Origin of the sequence: Herbaspirillum sp. YR522, from assembly GCF_000282575.1 — a bacterium.
Taxonomy (GTDB): domain Bacteria; phylum Pseudomonadota; class Gammaproteobacteria; order Burkholderiales; family Burkholderiaceae_D; genus Herbaspirillum.
This window is the reverse complement of sequence record NZ_AKJA01000074.1, coordinates 1-15,919: the sequence shown is the minus strand read 5'-3', so window position 1 is coordinate 15,919 and position 15,919 is coordinate 1. Positions and strand designations below refer to the sequence as shown.

At 62.9% G+C, this 15,919-nt stretch carries 14 protein-coding genes; 5 read left to right on the top strand and 9 right to left on the bottom strand.

The window, feature by feature from the left end:
* A partial coding sequence (locus tag PMI40_RS11410; RefSeq protein WP_008115344.1) for an FxDxF family PEP-CTERM protein occupies positions 1-524 on the top strand: 524 nt, incomplete at its 5' end.
* Between the two features lie 123 nt (positions 525-647).
* On the opposite strand, the gene PMI40_RS11405 is transcribed toward PMI40_RS11410, so the two are convergent.
* Together PMI40_RS11405 and PMI40_RS11400 are read right to left on the bottom strand one after the other, a co-directional pair.
* Positions 648-923 carry a hypothetical protein gene (locus tag PMI40_RS11405; RefSeq protein ID WP_008115343.1) on the bottom strand — a complete coding sequence of 92 codons (276 nt, stop codon included), beginning with the start codon at positions 921-923 and terminating at the stop codon, positions 648-650.
* A 188-nt stretch (positions 924-1,111) separates the two neighbouring features.
* Complete coding sequence (locus PMI40_RS11400; RefSeq protein WP_008115342.1) at positions 1,112-2,332, bottom strand: porin; 1,221 nt, start codon at positions 2,330-2,332, stop codon at positions 1,112-1,114.
* 494 nt (positions 2,333-2,826) lie between these two features.
* On the opposite strand from PMI40_RS11400, the gene PMI40_RS11395 reads away from it, so the two are divergent.
* Together PMI40_RS11395 and PMI40_RS11390 are read left to right on the top strand one after the other, a co-directional pair.
* Positions 2,827-4,908 carry a hypothetical protein gene (locus PMI40_RS11395; RefSeq protein ID WP_008115341.1) on the top strand — a complete coding sequence of 694 codons (2,082 nt, stop codon included), beginning with the start codon at positions 2,827-2,829 and terminating at the stop codon, positions 4,906-4,908.
* Positions 4,909-5,187: 279 nt separating this feature from the next.
* Positions 5,188-6,768, top strand: a complete 1,581-nt coding sequence (locus PMI40_RS11390; protein ID WP_008115340.1) for an ABC transporter substrate-binding protein — start codon at positions 5,188-5,190, stop codon at positions 6,766-6,768.
* 106 nt (positions 6,769-6,874) lie between these two features.
* Here the strand turns inward: PMI40_RS11390 and PMI40_RS11385 are convergent, their stop codons facing one another.
* The gene (locus tag PMI40_RS11385; RefSeq protein ID WP_008115338.1) at positions 6,875-7,684 is read right to left on the bottom strand and encodes a hypothetical protein; all 810 of its coding nucleotides are present in this window, start codon (positions 7,682-7,684) and stop codon (positions 6,875-6,877) included.
* Between the two features lie 294 nt (positions 7,685-7,978).
* Between PMI40_RS11385 and xth the strand changes: the two genes are divergently transcribed.
* Positions 7,979-8,746 carry an exodeoxyribonuclease III gene (gene xth, locus PMI40_RS11380; protein ID WP_008115337.1) on the top strand — a complete coding sequence of 256 codons (768 nt, stop codon included), beginning with the start codon at positions 7,979-7,981 and terminating at the stop codon, positions 8,744-8,746.
* A 5-nt stretch (positions 8,747-8,751) separates the two neighbouring features.
* Here the strand turns inward: xth and PMI40_RS11375 are convergent, their stop codons facing one another.
* From PMI40_RS11375 to prpB, 6 genes are all read right to left on the bottom strand, one after another.
* A complete protein-coding gene (locus tag PMI40_RS11375; RefSeq protein WP_008115336.1) occupies positions 8,752-9,021 on the bottom strand; it encodes a hypothetical protein in 270 nt (89 codons plus the stop codon).
* Positions 9,018-9,524 carry an arsinothricin resistance N-acetyltransferase ArsN1 family B gene (locus tag PMI40_RS11370; protein ID WP_008115335.1) on the bottom strand — a complete coding sequence of 169 codons (507 nt, stop codon included), beginning with the start codon at positions 9,522-9,524 and terminating at the stop codon, positions 9,018-9,020. Before PMI40_RS11370 ends, PMI40_RS11375 begins: the two co-directional genes overlap by 4 nt.
* Before the next feature lie 64 nt (positions 9,525-9,588).
* Positions 9,589-11,475 carry a propionate--CoA ligase gene (locus PMI40_RS11365; RefSeq protein ID WP_008115334.1) on the bottom strand — a complete coding sequence of 629 codons (1,887 nt, stop codon included), beginning with the start codon at positions 11,473-11,475 and terminating at the stop codon, positions 9,589-9,591.
* Positions 11,476-11,633: 158 nt separating this feature from the next.
* A complete protein-coding gene (locus tag PMI40_RS11360; RefSeq protein ID WP_008115333.1) occupies positions 11,634-12,062 on the bottom strand; it encodes a hypothetical protein in 429 nt (142 codons plus the stop codon).
* Between the two features lie 142 nt (positions 12,063-12,204).
* Positions 12,205-13,359: a 2-methylcitrate synthase gene (gene prpC / locus PMI40_RS11355; RefSeq protein WP_008115331.1), complete on the bottom strand. Its 1,155-nt coding sequence runs from the start codon at positions 13,357-13,359 to the stop codon at positions 12,205-12,207.
* 38 nt (positions 13,360-13,397) lie between these two features.
* Complete coding sequence (gene prpB / locus PMI40_RS11350) at positions 13,398-14,288, bottom strand: methylisocitrate lyase (protein WP_008115330.1); 891 nt, start codon at positions 14,286-14,288, stop codon at positions 13,398-13,400.
* Positions 14,289-14,520: 232 nt separating this feature from the next.
* Between prpB and prpR the strand changes: the two genes are divergently transcribed.
* Positions 14,521-15,919, top strand: a 1,399-nt coding sequence (gene prpR, locus PMI40_RS11345; RefSeq protein WP_008115329.1) for a propionate catabolism operon regulatory protein PrpR, incomplete at its 3' end; no start/stop codon positions are given.

Genomic DNA, 15,919 nt, shown 5'->3' with positions numbered 1-15,919 from the left:
TTGGCTCGTCCGCCAGTGCCGCCGATCTGGAGCGTACCCGCGCCCTGGTATGGACCGACCAGACCTCGACCTTCACCGCTCGCTACGGTGATGGCACCACCGGCCAGACCTTCCTGGAAAATTTCACCTTCACGATCGACAGTGCGCAATCGGCAGTGTCGTCGGCGGTGATCTCGATCGCCCTGGATGGCGTGTCGCGCCTGTCGCTGGATAGCTTCGTGCTCAACGGCGTAGGCAACAGCTGGGCCGGCACCAGCACCATCATTGGCGATACGCAGACGTTCAGCCTGCGTACCAATGGCTTGGCCCTGGGCACCTATACGCTCAGCGTGGCAGGCTCGATCCTGGGTTCGGCAGGTGGCAGCTTCGCCGGCAACATCAGCATCGCTGCGGTGCCTGAAGCATCGACCACTGCCATGATGCTGGGTGGCCTGGCACTGGTTGGCTTTGGTGCAATGCGTCGTCGTCGCAATGGCGGTGGCGGCGCCGCTCGACTGCAAGGCAACATGATGGCCGCAGCCTAAGTCGGCACGACCATCGTATTCGGCACCGGAGCAATCCCATCTCATCGGGACTGCTGCGGTGTTCGCGCATTGGGCATGGCCCGACGCAGACTCCTGCCGTAGATTCCCCGCTCCCGATTTTGTCTAGGCCTGGTCGAGCCAGGCCACGGCGTGTTCCAGCGCCACCCTGAATCGAATCTGGGTATCCAGCGACGACTCCATCAGCATCACCAGGCGGGCGCGCAGTGCACGGGTCGACTCCATGGCATCGCTACCGTCGCCGGCACCGCGAAACTGCTCGACCGCGGCGCGGATCAGCTCGCGGCTGGCGTCGTCGACATTGCTGCCGCTCTCGGCCTTGAGCGCAAGGCCCCGCATGGATTCGGTGTATTGCGCGATCAAGTCCAACGCGTTCTTCATGATGGTCCCCTGCAAGAGTAATGACGCCCGGCGTCGGAAGGGACCGCCACATGATGGCTGCAGCGCCCGTTGTTGCTTAGGCCGTCGCGGCCGCCGAAGATTCAACCGACAGCAACAGGACATAAGAAAACGCTGCCGGTGCATCACAGCACCGGCAGCGTTTATTGCGACTGACCTGCTTGCGGCGATCAGAACGTGTGGCGTACGCCTGCAGCCAGGAAACTGGAGCGGTTGTCGGCGCCAGGCGCGCCGGCACCGGTCCCCGGGTTATACATGTCGACGGCCGTGAGCGTGCCGATGGTCGAGTACAGCGTGGTGCGCTTGGACAGATAGTACTGGACGCCGGCGATCAGCTCGGTCAGCTTGCCCCTGCTGGATGCCCCCACGAAGTCGTAGCGCGAGTGGATCACGCTGGTGGTCACCAGCAGTGCAGGCGCCACCTTGAAATCCGCACCGACATCGAGGATCTGCGCCTTCTTGTTGTTCACGCCGCCAGCGGTAAACGCGCTGCTGCCGGCGGTGGCCGTGAAGACGGTATTGAACGCGGGCGCCGCGCCGGCGGCGGTATTGACCAACGGCTGCTTGACTTCGGAATAGGTACCGCGCAAGGTCACCGCGTCGAACTTGTAGCGCGAACCGAGGATCCAGGTCTTGATGCAGGTCGAGCCGGCCTTGCCCGCATTGGATGCCAGGGTAGTGCTGCAACCGGCACCGCTGGCCGCGCCCTGGTCACTGCTGGCCACGGTGGCGCTGCCCAGCTTGGACTGCCAGTAGCCGAAGCCGATGGCCCATCTTCCCTGGTCGTAGTTGGCGCCGAAGCCCAGCGACTGACCGGTCGAGACCGAATCGGCCGCTTCCCCGAAGCCGTAGGTCACGTTGGCGCGGAAGCCGCCGATGGTCGGGGTGCTGTAGTAGATCATGTTGTTGGCGCGATTGCCGCCGATGCGGTCCAGGTTGTTGGCGTGCACAGCCGTGATGAAACCGCTGTAGGGTGTGATACTGGAATAGGCACCGGCGATTTCATCGGTGAAATCCTTGCGGCGACCGATGTGCAATACACCGAAACGCGTACCCGACAGCCCGACCACCGAGCGCCGGCCAAACAGCGCGCCACCTTGCAAGGCCGAGCCGTTGTCTACCGAAAAGCCGTTCTCGAGTCCGAAATCGGCAAACAGGCCACCGCCCAGGTCTTCCTTGCCGCGAAATCCTATCCGCGATGCCTGCAGGCCGCCTGAGTTCACCCCGCCCAGGCTACCGGTATTGCGTGCGGTGCCCGTGGCCACCTTGGTGTTGTAGACCACCGCCGAGTCGATGATGCCGTAGATGGTGACACTGCTTTGTGCCTGCGCCTGCCCCGCCAATGCTCCCAATGCGGCCAACGCGCTCGCCGCCAGTACTTCCCTTTTCATTTTTTTCACTCCGTGGTTGAAACACCTGCTGGTGATTGATATCCCGCTGCCCTGGGATTGCATATGTATCATCTAACGATACATTATTTTATTTAGCGATACGATGGTAGGCAACGGCAACTCGGCTTGTCAAATAAAAAAAAATTAGTTGGAAATACGTTATTCGTTGGATGCGACGATTCTCTTTGATGGATGGCGCACCGGTCAGATGGGCGGATCGGGATGCCAGGCTTGCGGATCCAAGCATCAGGTTTCGTCGCTACTTGCACAAGCACATGCGAAAACATTCTGAGGCGCGGCAAGAACCACGCTTGCTGTTGACACCATTCATGGAAGAGACGTGCGGATGGCAAGACGCCGACGCGCTACAGCGCCCCACGATCTTCAGAAGACAGCATCGAGAACTAATCAACTCGCGTCGAGCGCATGGCCTCGCACGCATCCGATTTTCCGGTATGGACTCTGCCCTTTTCAACATGACAAAAGGAGCTACCATGGCCTCTGTTTCATCACTAAGCAGCAACGACGCCGGTCATCACATCGACGTCGCAACCACCACCGCAAGCGCGTCCCCGACGCGCCCGGCCGCCCTGCCCGCCGAGCAGCAACAGGCACTCCACGCATCGAATGTGGCAGCACTTTCGCGGCACACCTTCCACCCCGATATCAACACACCGCCGGCACAACAGCATGCGCCTTTCTTCCTGCATGGATTCCACCTGCGCGAGCAGACACTGGCCAATGTCGGTGCCTTGTTCAATGGCGCCGACGACATGAGCAGGATCGGCCGCGAACAGGACCAGCAGCTGGCCAACGAATTGTGCCGTCTGTCGGCCATCGAGATGCCGGCCGGCGCCAAGCCCAACGACGGCGTCGTCCTGCCGCCCGATGTCATGGCCTTTTGGATACGCCATGGCGACGAAGCGAAGATGCTTTACGCATGCCCCGAAATCAATGGCACCGGCTTCGGCGGCATCGCCACCATGCCGCCGGCGCAATTTCGCCAGATGATGAATGCGCATCGCGATGTAGCCAACGACATGCTCAAGACGGCGCAAGGCAATGGCGAGCAGCCCTTGCTGCTGATCGCCAATTCCGGGCGTGAAGGTGCCGAGCGCACCGACGGCGTGTACCAGCAGAAGGATGGCAGCAAGATGACCTGGGAAAAGGCCCATGTCGCCGACCATTACGCACGCCAGTGGAAGACCGGCGACCAGGAGCACTTCCCCGATTCGCTCGACAAGATCATCACGCCCTACTACCGCACCATCGACCGCGCCGCCACCGAGTTCGGCAAGGGCAGCCCGCAATACGCCGAGATCGAAAAGCAGGCCTATGCCGCAGCCAGCAAGGAAATGGACAAGACCCGCGACAAGCCGCTGGTGCTGCTCGGTTTCAGCATCGATGTCGCTTCCGTGTGCCGCATCGAAGAAGGTCGCCCGGTGCTGTTCGGACGTGTGGTCAATGGCTTGCTCAACGACCGCGCTGCCGAAAACCTCAACATGGTCCAAGGCGGCAAGCTCGATTTCACCAAGGTCACCCTGATCAACAGCACCGTCGACGAGGGCGTCAACAAGTTTGCCGCGGCCTTGGCGCGCGCCGAATTCGCCAATAGCGAAGAAGCCGCCGCATTGCCCGGGATCGCCGCGCAGCGCGGCTTCACCTACGACGTCCAGGGGCTCGACAAGATGTTCCACTACCAGCACCGCGACCAGCGCGGCAACACCGAAGGCATGTCGCCGCTGGAGCTGAAGGCACACTATTCGACCTTCTTCCGCGGCGTGACCGCCGAAGAAGGCATCGACGGCATCATGAAGGCGTACGACGATTTCATGGCGCTGGGTCATGGCTTCCGTCCCCTGTTCAAACCCAATGGGTCGGGCCAGGCCAAGGGCATCATCGCGCCGCGATATGACGATACGCGGGAAATATTCCGCCAGCGCTTCGAGCAAAACCTGGAGCAAAATATCAAGGGGAAATTCGGTGATGGCGCGGGCTACCCGTTTCAGGTGGAAATCCTCAAGGAACTGGCGCGTACCGCGGAAGGAGAAAACTACGATCTGCGCTATACCATCGTGCAGGGGCGCCAGCCGAAGGTGGACGAGCATGGTCGCCTCAGCCGCGCTGTGACGCGCACCATCGAATCCTTCCCGCTGCTCTGGAAGCGCGAGCCAGCCCCGGAAACGGCACGCGGCGGTCCGCTCGAATTCTCTCCCACCAACATCACGGCGGCGGTGGCAACGACCGGCCGCCCGGCCGAGGAATTCGTGAGCGCATTGAGCTCGGCCAAGGGTATTTCGGAATCGGGCATGAACGAGAACCTGGCCAAGAGCATCGGATTGTATTTTTCCGCCTTCTATGCCTTCCTGCTCAAGACGCGTTATGCGCGTGAGCCGGAACCGCAGTTGCAGATCGGCGCGGCGCATATCCTGCCGTTCCCCGCCCGGGGCGTCGTCGGCGTCACTGCCAGCAACGTGTCCGCCCCGGCGCCGCGCGACGCGGCTGATCGAGCCGATCGTGCCGATCGTGCCGACCAGCCGGAGCAGCCCGAGCAGGCATTGAGACGCTCGGCCTGAACACCGTCGTCATCGTGATGAAGCAAAGGGCGCCGCTGGTGCCCTTTGCTATTGCTATTGCTATTGCTATTGCCATTGCCAGCAGTTGCGGAATAAGAACGTAACCATTCTATCTAAGCAAAATGGGCAGCCTGGTTGTTTGACAGATATCATATCGCTGATCGTTACGTTGTTCGTTACGTTGTTTTATAGATCAAAACATCGGTATTTGCCGGGCATACATCTTCCCTATTTCCATATGTCCTTCGCCCGGTAGCGTTTTTAATAACAGGAGGGTGCATGTGGCATGCGGTACGTCGTTTTTCGAGCCTGGTTCTGCTGCTCGGCAGCGTCTTCGTCTCGACCATGGAGGTCGGGCTTGCCGACGAGTTGAAGATCGGCCTGAAGGCCGAGTTGACCTCGGCCGACCCACATGTGCTCAACGGCCCCAATCGCAATGTCCTCAATCACGTCTATGAGACGCTGGTGGCTTCCGATGGCAACCTGCGGCCGCGCCCGGGACTGGCGCTATCCTGGCGGCTGGTCAACCCGACCACATGGGAATTCAGGTTGCGCCCGGGGGTGAAGTTTCATAACGGCGCGGCGCTGAGCGCCGAAGACGTCAAGTATTCACTCGAGCGCGCCATGAAGCTCACCGGTGCGCGTACCTACCGCTCCTACCTGCGTGACGTCGATTCGGTGTCGATTGCGGGCCCCGACATCGTGCATGTCAAACTCAAGACGATCAGCCCGACGTTGCCGGAAAACCTGGGCCTGGTCGCCATCATTCCGCACTCGCTGGGCGACCATGCCAGTGAAGAATCATTCGCCGACGGCAAGTCGGCCATCGGAACCGGTCCGTACAGATACGTGCAATGGAAGCGCGGCGAAAGCGTGCTGCTGGCCAGGAACCCCGACTACTGGGGGCCAAGGGAACCGTGGGACAAGGTCTGGCTGCAATTCATCCCGCGTGAACCGGCGCGGGCGGCAGCGCTGATCTCCGGCGGAGTCGACATCATCAGCGACGTGCCCGCCAACCAGGAGGCATCGCTGAAGAACTTCGACACCGTGTCGGTGACCTCCTATATGCTCAATTACCTGATGCTGGACCAGTTCCGCGACGATTCGCCCTACATCAAGGACGCCAATGGCCAGCCGCTGCCCCGCAACCCGTTCAAGGACCTCAAGGTGCGCCAGGCCGTGGCGCACGCCATCAATCGCGAAGGCCTGATCAGGTTCCTGATGAAGGCCGACGCCACTGCCACTGAACAACTGGTGCCCAAGGGGTTCTTCGGCAATGACCCGACGCAGAAGGGCTTGCCCTACGATGTCAAGGCGGCCCGCGGCCTGCTGGCACAAGCCGGTTACCCCAACGGCTTCAGGCTGACCATGCATTGCTCCAACAACCGCTACATCAACGACGCCAAGCTATGCGAAGCGATTGCACAGGCGCTCAACCAGATCGGCATCAAGACCGAGGTAGCGGCCATGCCGTTCTCGGTGTTCCTGACGCGACTGGCCGGCGGTGGCGCCAATGGAGAACCGGAGTTCAGCATGGCCTTGCTGGGTACGGGCGCCGTCACGGGCGATTCGCTTACGCTGCTAACAGCGATGATCCACAGCCCGGGAAAAGGCAGCGGCGCCAACAACTACGGCCGCTATGGCAACCCGGCCGTCGATGCGCTCATCGACAAGGCCGGCGCCACCAACGACGCAGACCAGCGGCTGCAATTGCAGAAGCAGGCAGCCCGGCTGGCGCTGCAGGATGAGGCGGTGATCCCGCTGCAGCATATCAACGTGGCATGGGCGATGAAGAAACAGTTGACGATCGTGCCGAGCGCCGATGGCTTCACCATGGCGACCCAGGTTCGCAGGAAGTGACTTGCGTGGTGGTGGATATCGGCGTTGCGACGACGCCAGGATAGGCGACATCGACCGCTGGCTCGCGTGCCGATGTCGTATTGCCGGGCGTCCGGCTGGGCTACATTTACAGATGATCCCATAGGCGGAAGTCTCCGATGCTTTCCAGATGATCTGCCGCCGCACTTCCGTCTTCGATGCCATATTCGCCCAAGGCATTGCGCCAACTTATCTCCCTTGCGTGGACGCGCTCTCCGGCCGGGCCGTTTGCCGATTCGAATTCCAGCAGATATTGAAGTGCTGGATGCTTCATATTGTTTTCGGCCATGACCGCATCGACCGGCCTGCCAGTTCTGATCAGCTCGCCGATGGGCCCGGCAACCACCTTGGCCAACAAGGGCTGCTGGGGATGACCGTAAGGCTCCGGGCCGACATGATGTGATGTTTCATAATTCGACGCGACCTGCGACATCGTATCGACCATTTCGTGAAATTCCGGGTGTGAAACATGCGTGCTACCGGGGTTGGCCTGTTTGCGTATCGAGGCCTCTTGCACCAACAACAGCGTGGCCGCCTTCGCCTCCTGCTGGTCTTCGATCGCCAATGTTCGTTGTGCCAACGTGGTCAAAATCCGTGTCGCCGGCAGAAAATCCAGATCCTTGGTGTTCAGGAGCACCCTCCTGAATGCCACCAGGTTTGCCGTGCCCTCGGCCTGTTTCTCCAGCAGTTGCCCCAACAGGGAGGCATGGATATGCCGGTTCGTCCTGAGCAGCGATTTGAAGGACGTCGGGTCCAGGTGCTTTCCGATGTCTTGCCAGGTTTCCGCCGGTCGAACTGGCGCCGGGCCTTGTCCGCCGGCCACGCCAGAAGTAGCCTGCCCATGGTGGGCAGCGTGGTTAAGTGCCTCGTAGGCAGCGTGACTCGCATCCAGTTTCATGATATTTCCTGAGAAAGTTTGACATTCCATTGCCACCCCATGGGTGGAGCGGCGCCATTGCCGGTTCCATTCCTGCCTCAAACCTGCGGCGCCCGAAGTAGAATGCGGGCTGTGCGCTTGCTCATGGGCTTGCGAGACCGCGGCAATCCCACGGCTCCATCACCGCGCTGTCATCCTGACTCCGCCTTCATGGCGCGCTGGCATGCGCGACATCGCGAGCAGGATGGGCGCCCGGATTAAAAACAGGCCAGAGCGTGGCCTGACAAACTGATTTGGAAGGATATTAATTTCGTCATGAAAATCGTCACCTGGAACGTCAACTCCCTGAAGGTGCGCCTGCCGCAGGTATTGAAATGGCTGGAAGAGAACCCGGTCGACGTGCTGTGCCTGCAGGAAACCAAATTGACCGACGACAAGTTTCCCGCCGCCGAGATCGCCGCCGCCGGCTACCTGGTCGAGTTCAGTGGGCAGAAGACCTACAACGGCGTGGCGATCCTGTCGCGCCATCCGATGAACGATGTGGTCAGGAACAATCCGCTGTTTCCGGATGAACAGCAGCGCATCATCGCCGCTACCATCGAGGGCGTGCGCTATGTCTGCGCCTACATCCCCAACGGCCAGTCGCTGGAGTCCGAGAAGTATCCCTACAAATTGAGCTGGCTGACAGCGCTGCAACAGTGGCTGCAACAGGAGATGGCGGCGTATCCGCGCCTGGCGCTGCTGGGCGACTACAACATCGCGCCGGAAGACCGCGACGTCCACGACCCGGCCGCCTGGGCCGGCAGCGTGCTGGTGTCGGAACCGGAGCGCCAGGCGTTTCGCAACCTGCAGGCCATGGGCTTGACCGATTCGTTCCGGCTCTTCGCGCAACCCGAGAAGCTGTACAGCTGGTGGGATTATCGCCAGATGGGCTTTCGTCTCAATCGCGGCCTGCGCATCGACCATATCCTGCTGTCGCCCGAGTTGACGCCGCGCTGTACCGCCTGCGTCATCGACAAGACACCCCGCAAGTGGGAACAGCCGTCGGACCACGCGCCGGTGATCGCGACCCTGGCCGACTAGGGCAGTTATTCCGGGTCGCTCTTCTTGTTGCGCATGTTCTTCTCGAACTGCACATCGAGCTTGCTCACGCGCCGTGGCGTCTGCGGACCATGGCCATTGACGAAGGCGACGAATTCGTCGAGCTCCAGCGGCTGCCCGATCTTTTCCATCGGCTTGCCGGGCACGCGCTGGATCAACTGCAAGCGTTCGTCGGCCAGTTTCAGCATCGAATACTGCTGGGTCTGGGCGCGCCGGTTGAGGCGCTCCACCGCTGAGGCGGCACGGGTCGATCTCATGAGGTCACCTGTTCCAGGTTGAGCTGCCAATAACCGACGTCGACCCACGTATCGAACTTGCGGCCGACCTCGCTGAAATGGGCGCATTTGATGAAGCCCACGCTTTCGTGCAGTCCGACGCTGGCGGCGTTGGGCAGGGCGATGCCGCCGATGACCAGGTGCACGCCCTGCGCCTTGAGCAGCGCCAGCAACCGGCTGTAGAGCTGCTTGCCGATGCCGCGCCCGGCGGCATCGCGATGCAGGTAGACCGAGCTTTCCACCGACTGCGCATAGGCCGCGCGCGGCTTCCACTTGCTGGCATAGGCATAGCCGAGTATGGCTCCCTGCTGCTCGAACACCAGCCAGGGAAATTGGGCCCGCACCTCGGCAATGCGGGCAGCCATGGTGTCGACGGCCACCGTCTCGGTCTCGAAGCTGATGGCGGTGGTCTCGACGTAATGGTTGTAGATGGCGCAGATGGCGGCGGCGTCGGCGGGCTGCGCCAGACGGATCTGGTCGGACATGACGGTTTGGCTCGGGGATGCTGTGACGAAGACAGCAGTGTACCCAAATCAGGCCACTACCGTCTCACCCGCGCAATGCCTGCCTGACCTGTTCCAGCGCGGCCGGGTCCTCGATGGTCGGCAGCTCGCCGCTGTCGCGCCCCTCGCACAGGGCCTGGATCGCCCGTCGCAGCAGCTTGCCCGAGCGGGTCTTGGGCAAGGCGCCGACGAACAGGACCCGAGCCGGCCGCCCCAGGGCGCCGACCTGGCGGTCGACCGTGGCCGCGATCTGCGACTCCAGCAGTTGGCGCGACGCTGGCGTGGCGGTGGACCGCGGGTCCTTGGCGATGACGAAGGCAAATGCCACCTGGCCCTTGAGCGGGTCTTGCACGCCTACCACCGCCACCTCCGATACATCGGGATGACTCGATATGCTTTCTTCGATCTCGCGCGTGCCGAGCCGATGGCCGGCCACATTGATGACGTCGTCGGTACGGCCGAGAATGAAGTAATAGCCATCCTCGTCGCGAATGCCCCAATCGAAGGTCGAATAGACCTGGCGCGGCAGGCTGCGCCAGTAGGTATCGACAAAACGCTGGTCGTCGCGATAGATGGTCTGCATGCAACCCGGCGGCAGCGGCCCCTCGATGGCCAGCACGCCTTTCCGGTTGGCACCCAGCGGCTCGCCGCTGTTCTCGTCGAGGATGGCCAGCCGGTAACCCGGCATCGGCACGCCCGGGCTGCCCAGGCGGGTCGGCCTGTCATCGGCCCCGCGGGCGATCGACAGGATCGGCCAGCCACTTTCGGTTTGCCAGTAGTTGTCGATCACCGGCACGCCCAGGGCACCGGAGATCCAGCTGGAGGTGGTTTCGTCCAGAGGCTCCCCCGCCAGGTACAGCGCCTTCAATGAAGACAGGTCGTGCCGCCGCATGCATTCGGGCGGCTGCTTCTTGAGCACCCGGATGGCGGTGGGCGCCGAGAACATGCGAGTGACGCGGTACTTCTCGACGATGCTCCACCAGACGGCGGCATCGGGGCGGATCGGCAGGCCCTCGTACAGGACCGTGGCCATGCCATGGATCAACGGCCCGTAGACGATATAGGAATGGCCGACCACCCAGCCGATATCGGAGGTGCAGAAATAGGTCTCGCCCGGATTGCCGCAGAAGATGGCCTGCATCGACGTCGCCAGCGCCACCGCATAGCCGCCCACGTCGCGCTGCACGCCCTTGGGCTTGCCGGTGGTGCCGGAGGTATAGAGGATATAGCTGGGCTGGTTCGATTCGAGCCAGGTCACCGGCACCGAGGCAGCGCGGTATCGTTCGCGCAGCGGCGCGTAGTCGACATCGCGCACTGGGTCGCGGGCCATCGGCGCCAGGCCCCGGTCGACCAGCAGCACGCGCTGCGGCCGGTGCTGCGCCAGCTCGATCGCCTGGTCCAGCAGGACCTTGTAGGGCACCACCTTGCCGCCCCTCGAACCGGCGTCGGCCGACACCACCAGGCGCGGCTGGGCATCATCGATGCGCGCGGCCAGGCTGTTGGAGGCAAATCCGCCGAACACCACCGAATGCACCGCCCCCAGCCTGGCACAGGCCAGCATGGCAAACACCGCCTCGGCGATCATCGGCATGTAGATCAGCACCCGGTCGCCCTGCACCACGCCCAGCGCCTGCATGCTGGCGGCCATGCTCATGACTTCCTGGTGCAGTTCGGCGAACGTGTAGACGCGCTCGTGGCCGGTTTCGGTCGAGATCGCGATCAGCGCCGCTTGCCCGGCGCGCTGCGGCAGGTGGCGGTCGATGGCGTTATGGCACAGGTTGGTGGTGCCGCCGATGAACCAGCGCGCAAATGGCGGCCTGCCGTAGTCGAGGGTGCGTTCGAACGCCTGCTCCCAATGGATGCGCCGCGCCTGGTCGGCCCAGAACTGCTCGGGCTGCTCGATCGATTGCCGATAGGTTTGTTGGTAGTCCATGCTGTCTCCTCATGTCGCCATTGGCCACGGCGTCTATGCGCCTTGTCACTCAATGTGGCACCGCCAGCTTACGTGTAGCTGAATCGGGACCAGCCGGCAGCGGCCGGGCATGCAAGGACCGACCCGGGCATGCGTACGATATGCGGAGATGCGTGGCCTCAGCGGGCCTTGCAGTCGTTGGCCAGTTGCTGGCCGATCTTGGAATTGAGCAGCATCGACTTGGAGGGGATCTGGATCCAGGTCAAGCCTTCACCGCTGTTTTCCAGGCGTACCGCACCGGTCGAGGTGCTGACCGGGGTCATCGTATAGGAACGGCCCTTCCAGACCAGCGTGACGCCGTCGGTCACCCGCCCTTCCATCTTCAGCTCGACCTTGTTGCCGGCTTCGCAGGCGAAACTGCCGGTCTTGAGCTGGGTCGCCCAGCTGGGCTGGGTGGCGGCCGGCGCCTGGATGATCTGCGGCAGCATCGGCTTGGTCTCGCTGACCGGGATCTTTTCCTGGCCGGCGCAACCGGCCAGCAACAGGGCCAGGCCGGTGCAACCGAGGATGGAACGGGGGCTAAGGCGGGGGACATTCATTGCGGTCATCGTTGGATCCAGTCATTTCGCGTGGCCTGCCGGCCAAAAAACTGCTGGACCGCATCTTAGCAATTAATTGCAATCTGCGAGATGGCCGTGCCCGCTTGTTACAAAAATGAATGCTCGCCCGCCCCTGCCGGCTCCGCTACGCTTACTTGCGCTTGCCGATCGGCACGAACTTCAGGTCTTCCGGCCCCACGTAGTTGGCCGAGGGGCGGATGATCTTGTTGTCGATGCGCTGCTCGATGATGTGCGCGGCCCAGCCGGAGGTGCGGGCAATGACGAACAGTGGCGTAAACATCGCCGTCGGCACCCCCATCATGTGATACGACACGGCCGAGAACCAGTCGAGGTTGGGAAACATCTTCTTGGCGTCCCACATCACCGTCTCGAGCCGTTCGGCGATATCGAACATGCGGGTCGATCCGGCCTGGCTGGAAAGCTTGCGGGCCACTTCCTTGATCACCTTGTTGCGCGGATCCGAGATGGTGTAGACCGGATGACCGAAGCCGATCACCACTTCCTTGTTGTCGACACGACGGCGGATATCGGCCTCGGCCTCGTCCGCATTGTCGTAGCGCTTCTGGATCTCGAAGGCCACCTCGTTGGCGCCGCCGTGCTTGGGCCCGCGCAAGGCACCAATGGCACCGGTGATGGCCGAATACATGTCCGAACCGGTGCCGGCGATGACCCGGCCGGTGAAGGTGGAGGCGTTGAATTCGTGCTCGGCATACAAGATCAACGAGGTGTGCATCGCCTTTTCCCACTGTTCGGATGGGGCCTGGCCATGTAGCAGGTGCAGGAAGTGCGCACCGATCGATTCGTCATCGGTCTCGACCTCGATGCGACGGCCGTTGGTGCTGTAGTGGTACCAATAGAGCAGCATCGATCCCAGCGATGCCATCAGGCGGTCGGCGATGTCGCGCGCACCGGGCGTGTTGTGGTCGTCCTTCTCCGGCAGCACGCAACCCAGCGCCGACACCCCGGTGCGCATCACGTCCATCGGGTGCGACGCCGCCGGCAACCATTCGAGCGCGGCCTTGACGTTGGCCGGCAGGCCACGCAGCGACTTCAGCTTGGCCTTGTAGCCGCGCAACTCGGCGGCACTGGGCAGCTTGCCATGCACCAGCAGGTGGGCGATCTCTTCGAATTCGCAGGTGTCGGCCACATCGAGGATGTCGTAGCCACGATAGTGCAGGTCGTTGCCGGTCTTGCCGACGGTACACAGTGCCGTGTTGCCGGCCGTCACGCCCGACAGGGCCACCGATTTCTTGGGCTTGAATGCGCCCGGTGCTGCTTCGCTCATGCGGTTCTCCTGATTGGTTGGTCTATCCGTTGTCCTGGCTACTTGTTCTTCTGCTGCGCAAACAGCGCGTCGAGCTTGTGCTCGAAAGCGTGATAGTCGATGCGGTCGTACAGTTCCATGCGGGTCTGCATGGTGTCGAGCACATTCTGCTGCGTGCCGTCGCGCCGGATCGCCTGATAGACATTCTCGGCGGCCCGGTTCATGGCGCGGAAGGCCGACAGCGGATACAGCACCAGCCCGACGTCGGCGCCCTTCAATTCGTCCACCGTAAACAGCGGCGTCGATCCGAACTCGGTAATGTTGGCCAGGATCGGCACCTTGACCGCATTGGCGAATTTCTTGTACATCGCCAGCTCGGTGATGGCCTCGGGGAAGATCATGTCGGCACCCGCCTCGACGCAGGCAACCGCCCGCTCGATGGCGGCGTCCAGGCCCTCGACGGCGAGCGCGTCGGTGCGCGCCATGATCACGAAGTTGTCATCGGTGCGCGCATCGACGGCGGCCTTGATGCGGTCGACCATCTCCTGCTTGCCGACGATTTCCTTGCCGGGGCGGTGACCGCAACGCTTGGCGCCGACCTGGTCTTCGATATGCATGCCGGCGGCGCCGAACTTGATCATCGACTTGACCGTGCGGGCCACGTTGAAGGCCGAGGCGCCGAAGCCGGTGTCGACGTCCACCAGCAGCGGCAGGTCGCACACGTCGGTGATGCGGCGCACGTCGGTGAGCACGTCGTCCAGGTTCGAGATACCCAGGTCGGGCAAGCCCAGCGAACCGGCCGCCACGCCGCCGCCGGACAGGTAGATCGCGCGGAACCCGGCGCGCTTGGCCAGCAGGGCATGGTTGGCATTGATGGCGCCGATGATCTGCAAGGGCGATTCTTGCTCGACGGCAAGGCGCAATGCCGCGCCCGGTGAATGGATGGCCATGGTGATCCTAGGATGATGGTTGAACGATGTTGCACGACATGGTGCAACCGCCGTGCCATGCCTGCCGTGTTTCGCGCAATGCGCCCGACGCCCGCTAACTTCCTCTTGAAAATCAATGACTTGAATTCGCTGCATTGAAAACATGGACGTCGGACGCGGGCCAGGACCGGGTTGCTTGTGGTTCCAGAAGTGTTACATTCAGGTTTCACGCAACGTTCTGTGAAACTTATCCATGACATCGTTCTCCCCCCGACCAGCGACCAACGGCGACCGCCCGGTGATCTGGACCGTATCGGTATCGCGGCTGTCCGAGTTGATGCGCGACATCACGCTGGAATTCGACGGTATGGCCGACATCGAGCCGATCCACCTGGGCTTCGACGACGCGGTGCGTCAACTGCGCGAACGGTTGGCTGGCGAACGTTGCGATGTGGTGATCTCGGCCGGTTCCAACGGCGCCTACCTCAAGAGCCGCCTGCCGGTGCCGGTGGTAGTGGTGCGCGCCAGTGGCCTGGACGCCATGCAGGCGCTGGCGCGTGCGCGCAAGCTGTCCTCGCGCATCGCGCTGGTCACCTACCAGGACGGCATGCCGGCGCTGGCCGAGTTCCAGCAGGCGTTCGGACTCGATATCGTGCAACGCACCTACGCCACCGAAGAGGAGGCGCGCGCCCAGGTGAACGATCTCAAGAATGACGGCGTGGAAGCGATCGTGGGGGCCGGACTGATTACCGACCTGGCCATCGAGGCCGGCTTGCAGGGGGTATTCATCTATTCGGCGGCGACCGTGCGCCAGGCCTTCGAGGATGCGCTGGAACTGGCCCGGCTGACCCAGCTCGAAGCCGGCCGACAGCGTGCCGCGCCAGTGTCCGAATCGCTGCGGGCGCGGCACCATGTCAGCGACCTGCGGGGCGAATCGAAGGCCATGGAAGCGGTGCGCCAGTCGATCACGCTGCTGGCCCGCTCGCCGGCCAGTGTGCTGATAGAGGGCGAGACCGGCAGCGGCAAGGAACTGGCCGCGCAAGCCATTCATCGCGCCCATCCGCTGGCGCAGGGACGCGCCCAGCATCCCTTCGTGGCGGTCAACTGCGGCGCCCTGGCCGAATCGCTGCTGGAGTCCGAATTGTTCGGCCATGAAGAGGGGGCCTTCACCGGCGCCCGGCGCGGCGGTCGCGCCGGCCTGTTCGAGGCCGCGCATGGCGGCACCCTGCTGCTCGACGAGATCGGCGAGATGCCGTTGCCGCTGCAGACCCGCCTGTTGCGGGTGCTGGAAGAGCGGCAGGTAATACGGGTCGGCGGCACGCGCGCCATCCCCATCAATGTGCGCATCATCAGTGCCACCCATTGTGCGCTGCAGGCGCGCGTGCGCGAGGGGCGTTTCCGGGCCGACCTGTACTACCGCCTGGCGGTGTTGCGACTGTACCTGCCGCCGCTGCGCGAACGCACGCAGGACTTGCCGCAATTGGCGCAATGGTGCCTCAAGCAGGCGCTGGCGGAGCTGGAGGTGCGCGCCCATCCCAACCTGCATGCCGAGCTGGCGCGCTGCATGCCGCTGCTGGCCGGCTACGGCTGGCCAGGCAATGTGCGCGAGCTGCGCAACGTGATGCAACGTGTGGCCTTGTGGCTGGGGGGGG

Coding starts and splice junctions, on each gene's coding strand:
- PMI40_RS11405 (WP_008115343.1), bottom strand. CDS start 923: ATGAAGAACGCGTTGGACTTGATCGCGCAATACACCGAATCCATGCGG.
- PMI40_RS11400 (WP_008115342.1), bottom strand. CDS start 2,332: ATGAAAAGGGAAGTACTGGCGGCGAGCGCGTTGGCCGCATTGGGAGCA.
- PMI40_RS11395 (WP_008115341.1), top strand. CDS start 2,827: ATGGCCTCTGTTTCATCACTAAGCAGCAACGACGCCGGTCATCACATC.
- PMI40_RS11390 (WP_008115340.1), top strand. CDS start 5,188: ATGTGGCATGCGGTACGTCGTTTTTCGAGCCTGGTTCTGCTGCTCGGC.
- PMI40_RS11385 (WP_008115338.1), bottom strand. CDS start 7,684: ATGAAACTGGATGCGAGTCACGCTGCCTACGAGGCACTTAACCACGCT.
- xth (WP_008115337.1), top strand. CDS start 7,979: ATGAAAATCGTCACCTGGAACGTCAACTCCCTGAAGGTGCGCCTGCCG.
- PMI40_RS11375 (WP_008115336.1), bottom strand. CDS start 9,021: ATGAGATCGACCCGTGCCGCCTCAGCGGTGGAGCGCCTCAACCGGCGC.
- PMI40_RS11370 (WP_008115335.1), bottom strand. CDS start 9,524: ATGTCCGACCAGATCCGTCTGGCGCAGCCCGCCGACGCCGCCGCCATC.
- PMI40_RS11365 (WP_008115334.1), bottom strand. CDS start 11,475: ATGGACTACCAACAAACCTATCGGCAATCGATCGAGCAGCCCGAGCAG.
- PMI40_RS11360 (WP_008115333.1), bottom strand. CDS start 12,062: ATGACCGCAATGAATGTCCCCCGCCTTAGCCCCCGTTCCATCCTCGGT.
- prpC (WP_008115331.1), bottom strand. CDS start 13,359: ATGAGCGAAGCAGCACCGGGCGCATTCAAGCCCAAGAAATCGGTGGCC.
- prpB (WP_008115330.1), bottom strand. CDS start 14,288: ATGGCCATCCATTCACCGGGCGCGGCATTGCGCCTTGCCGTCGAGCAA.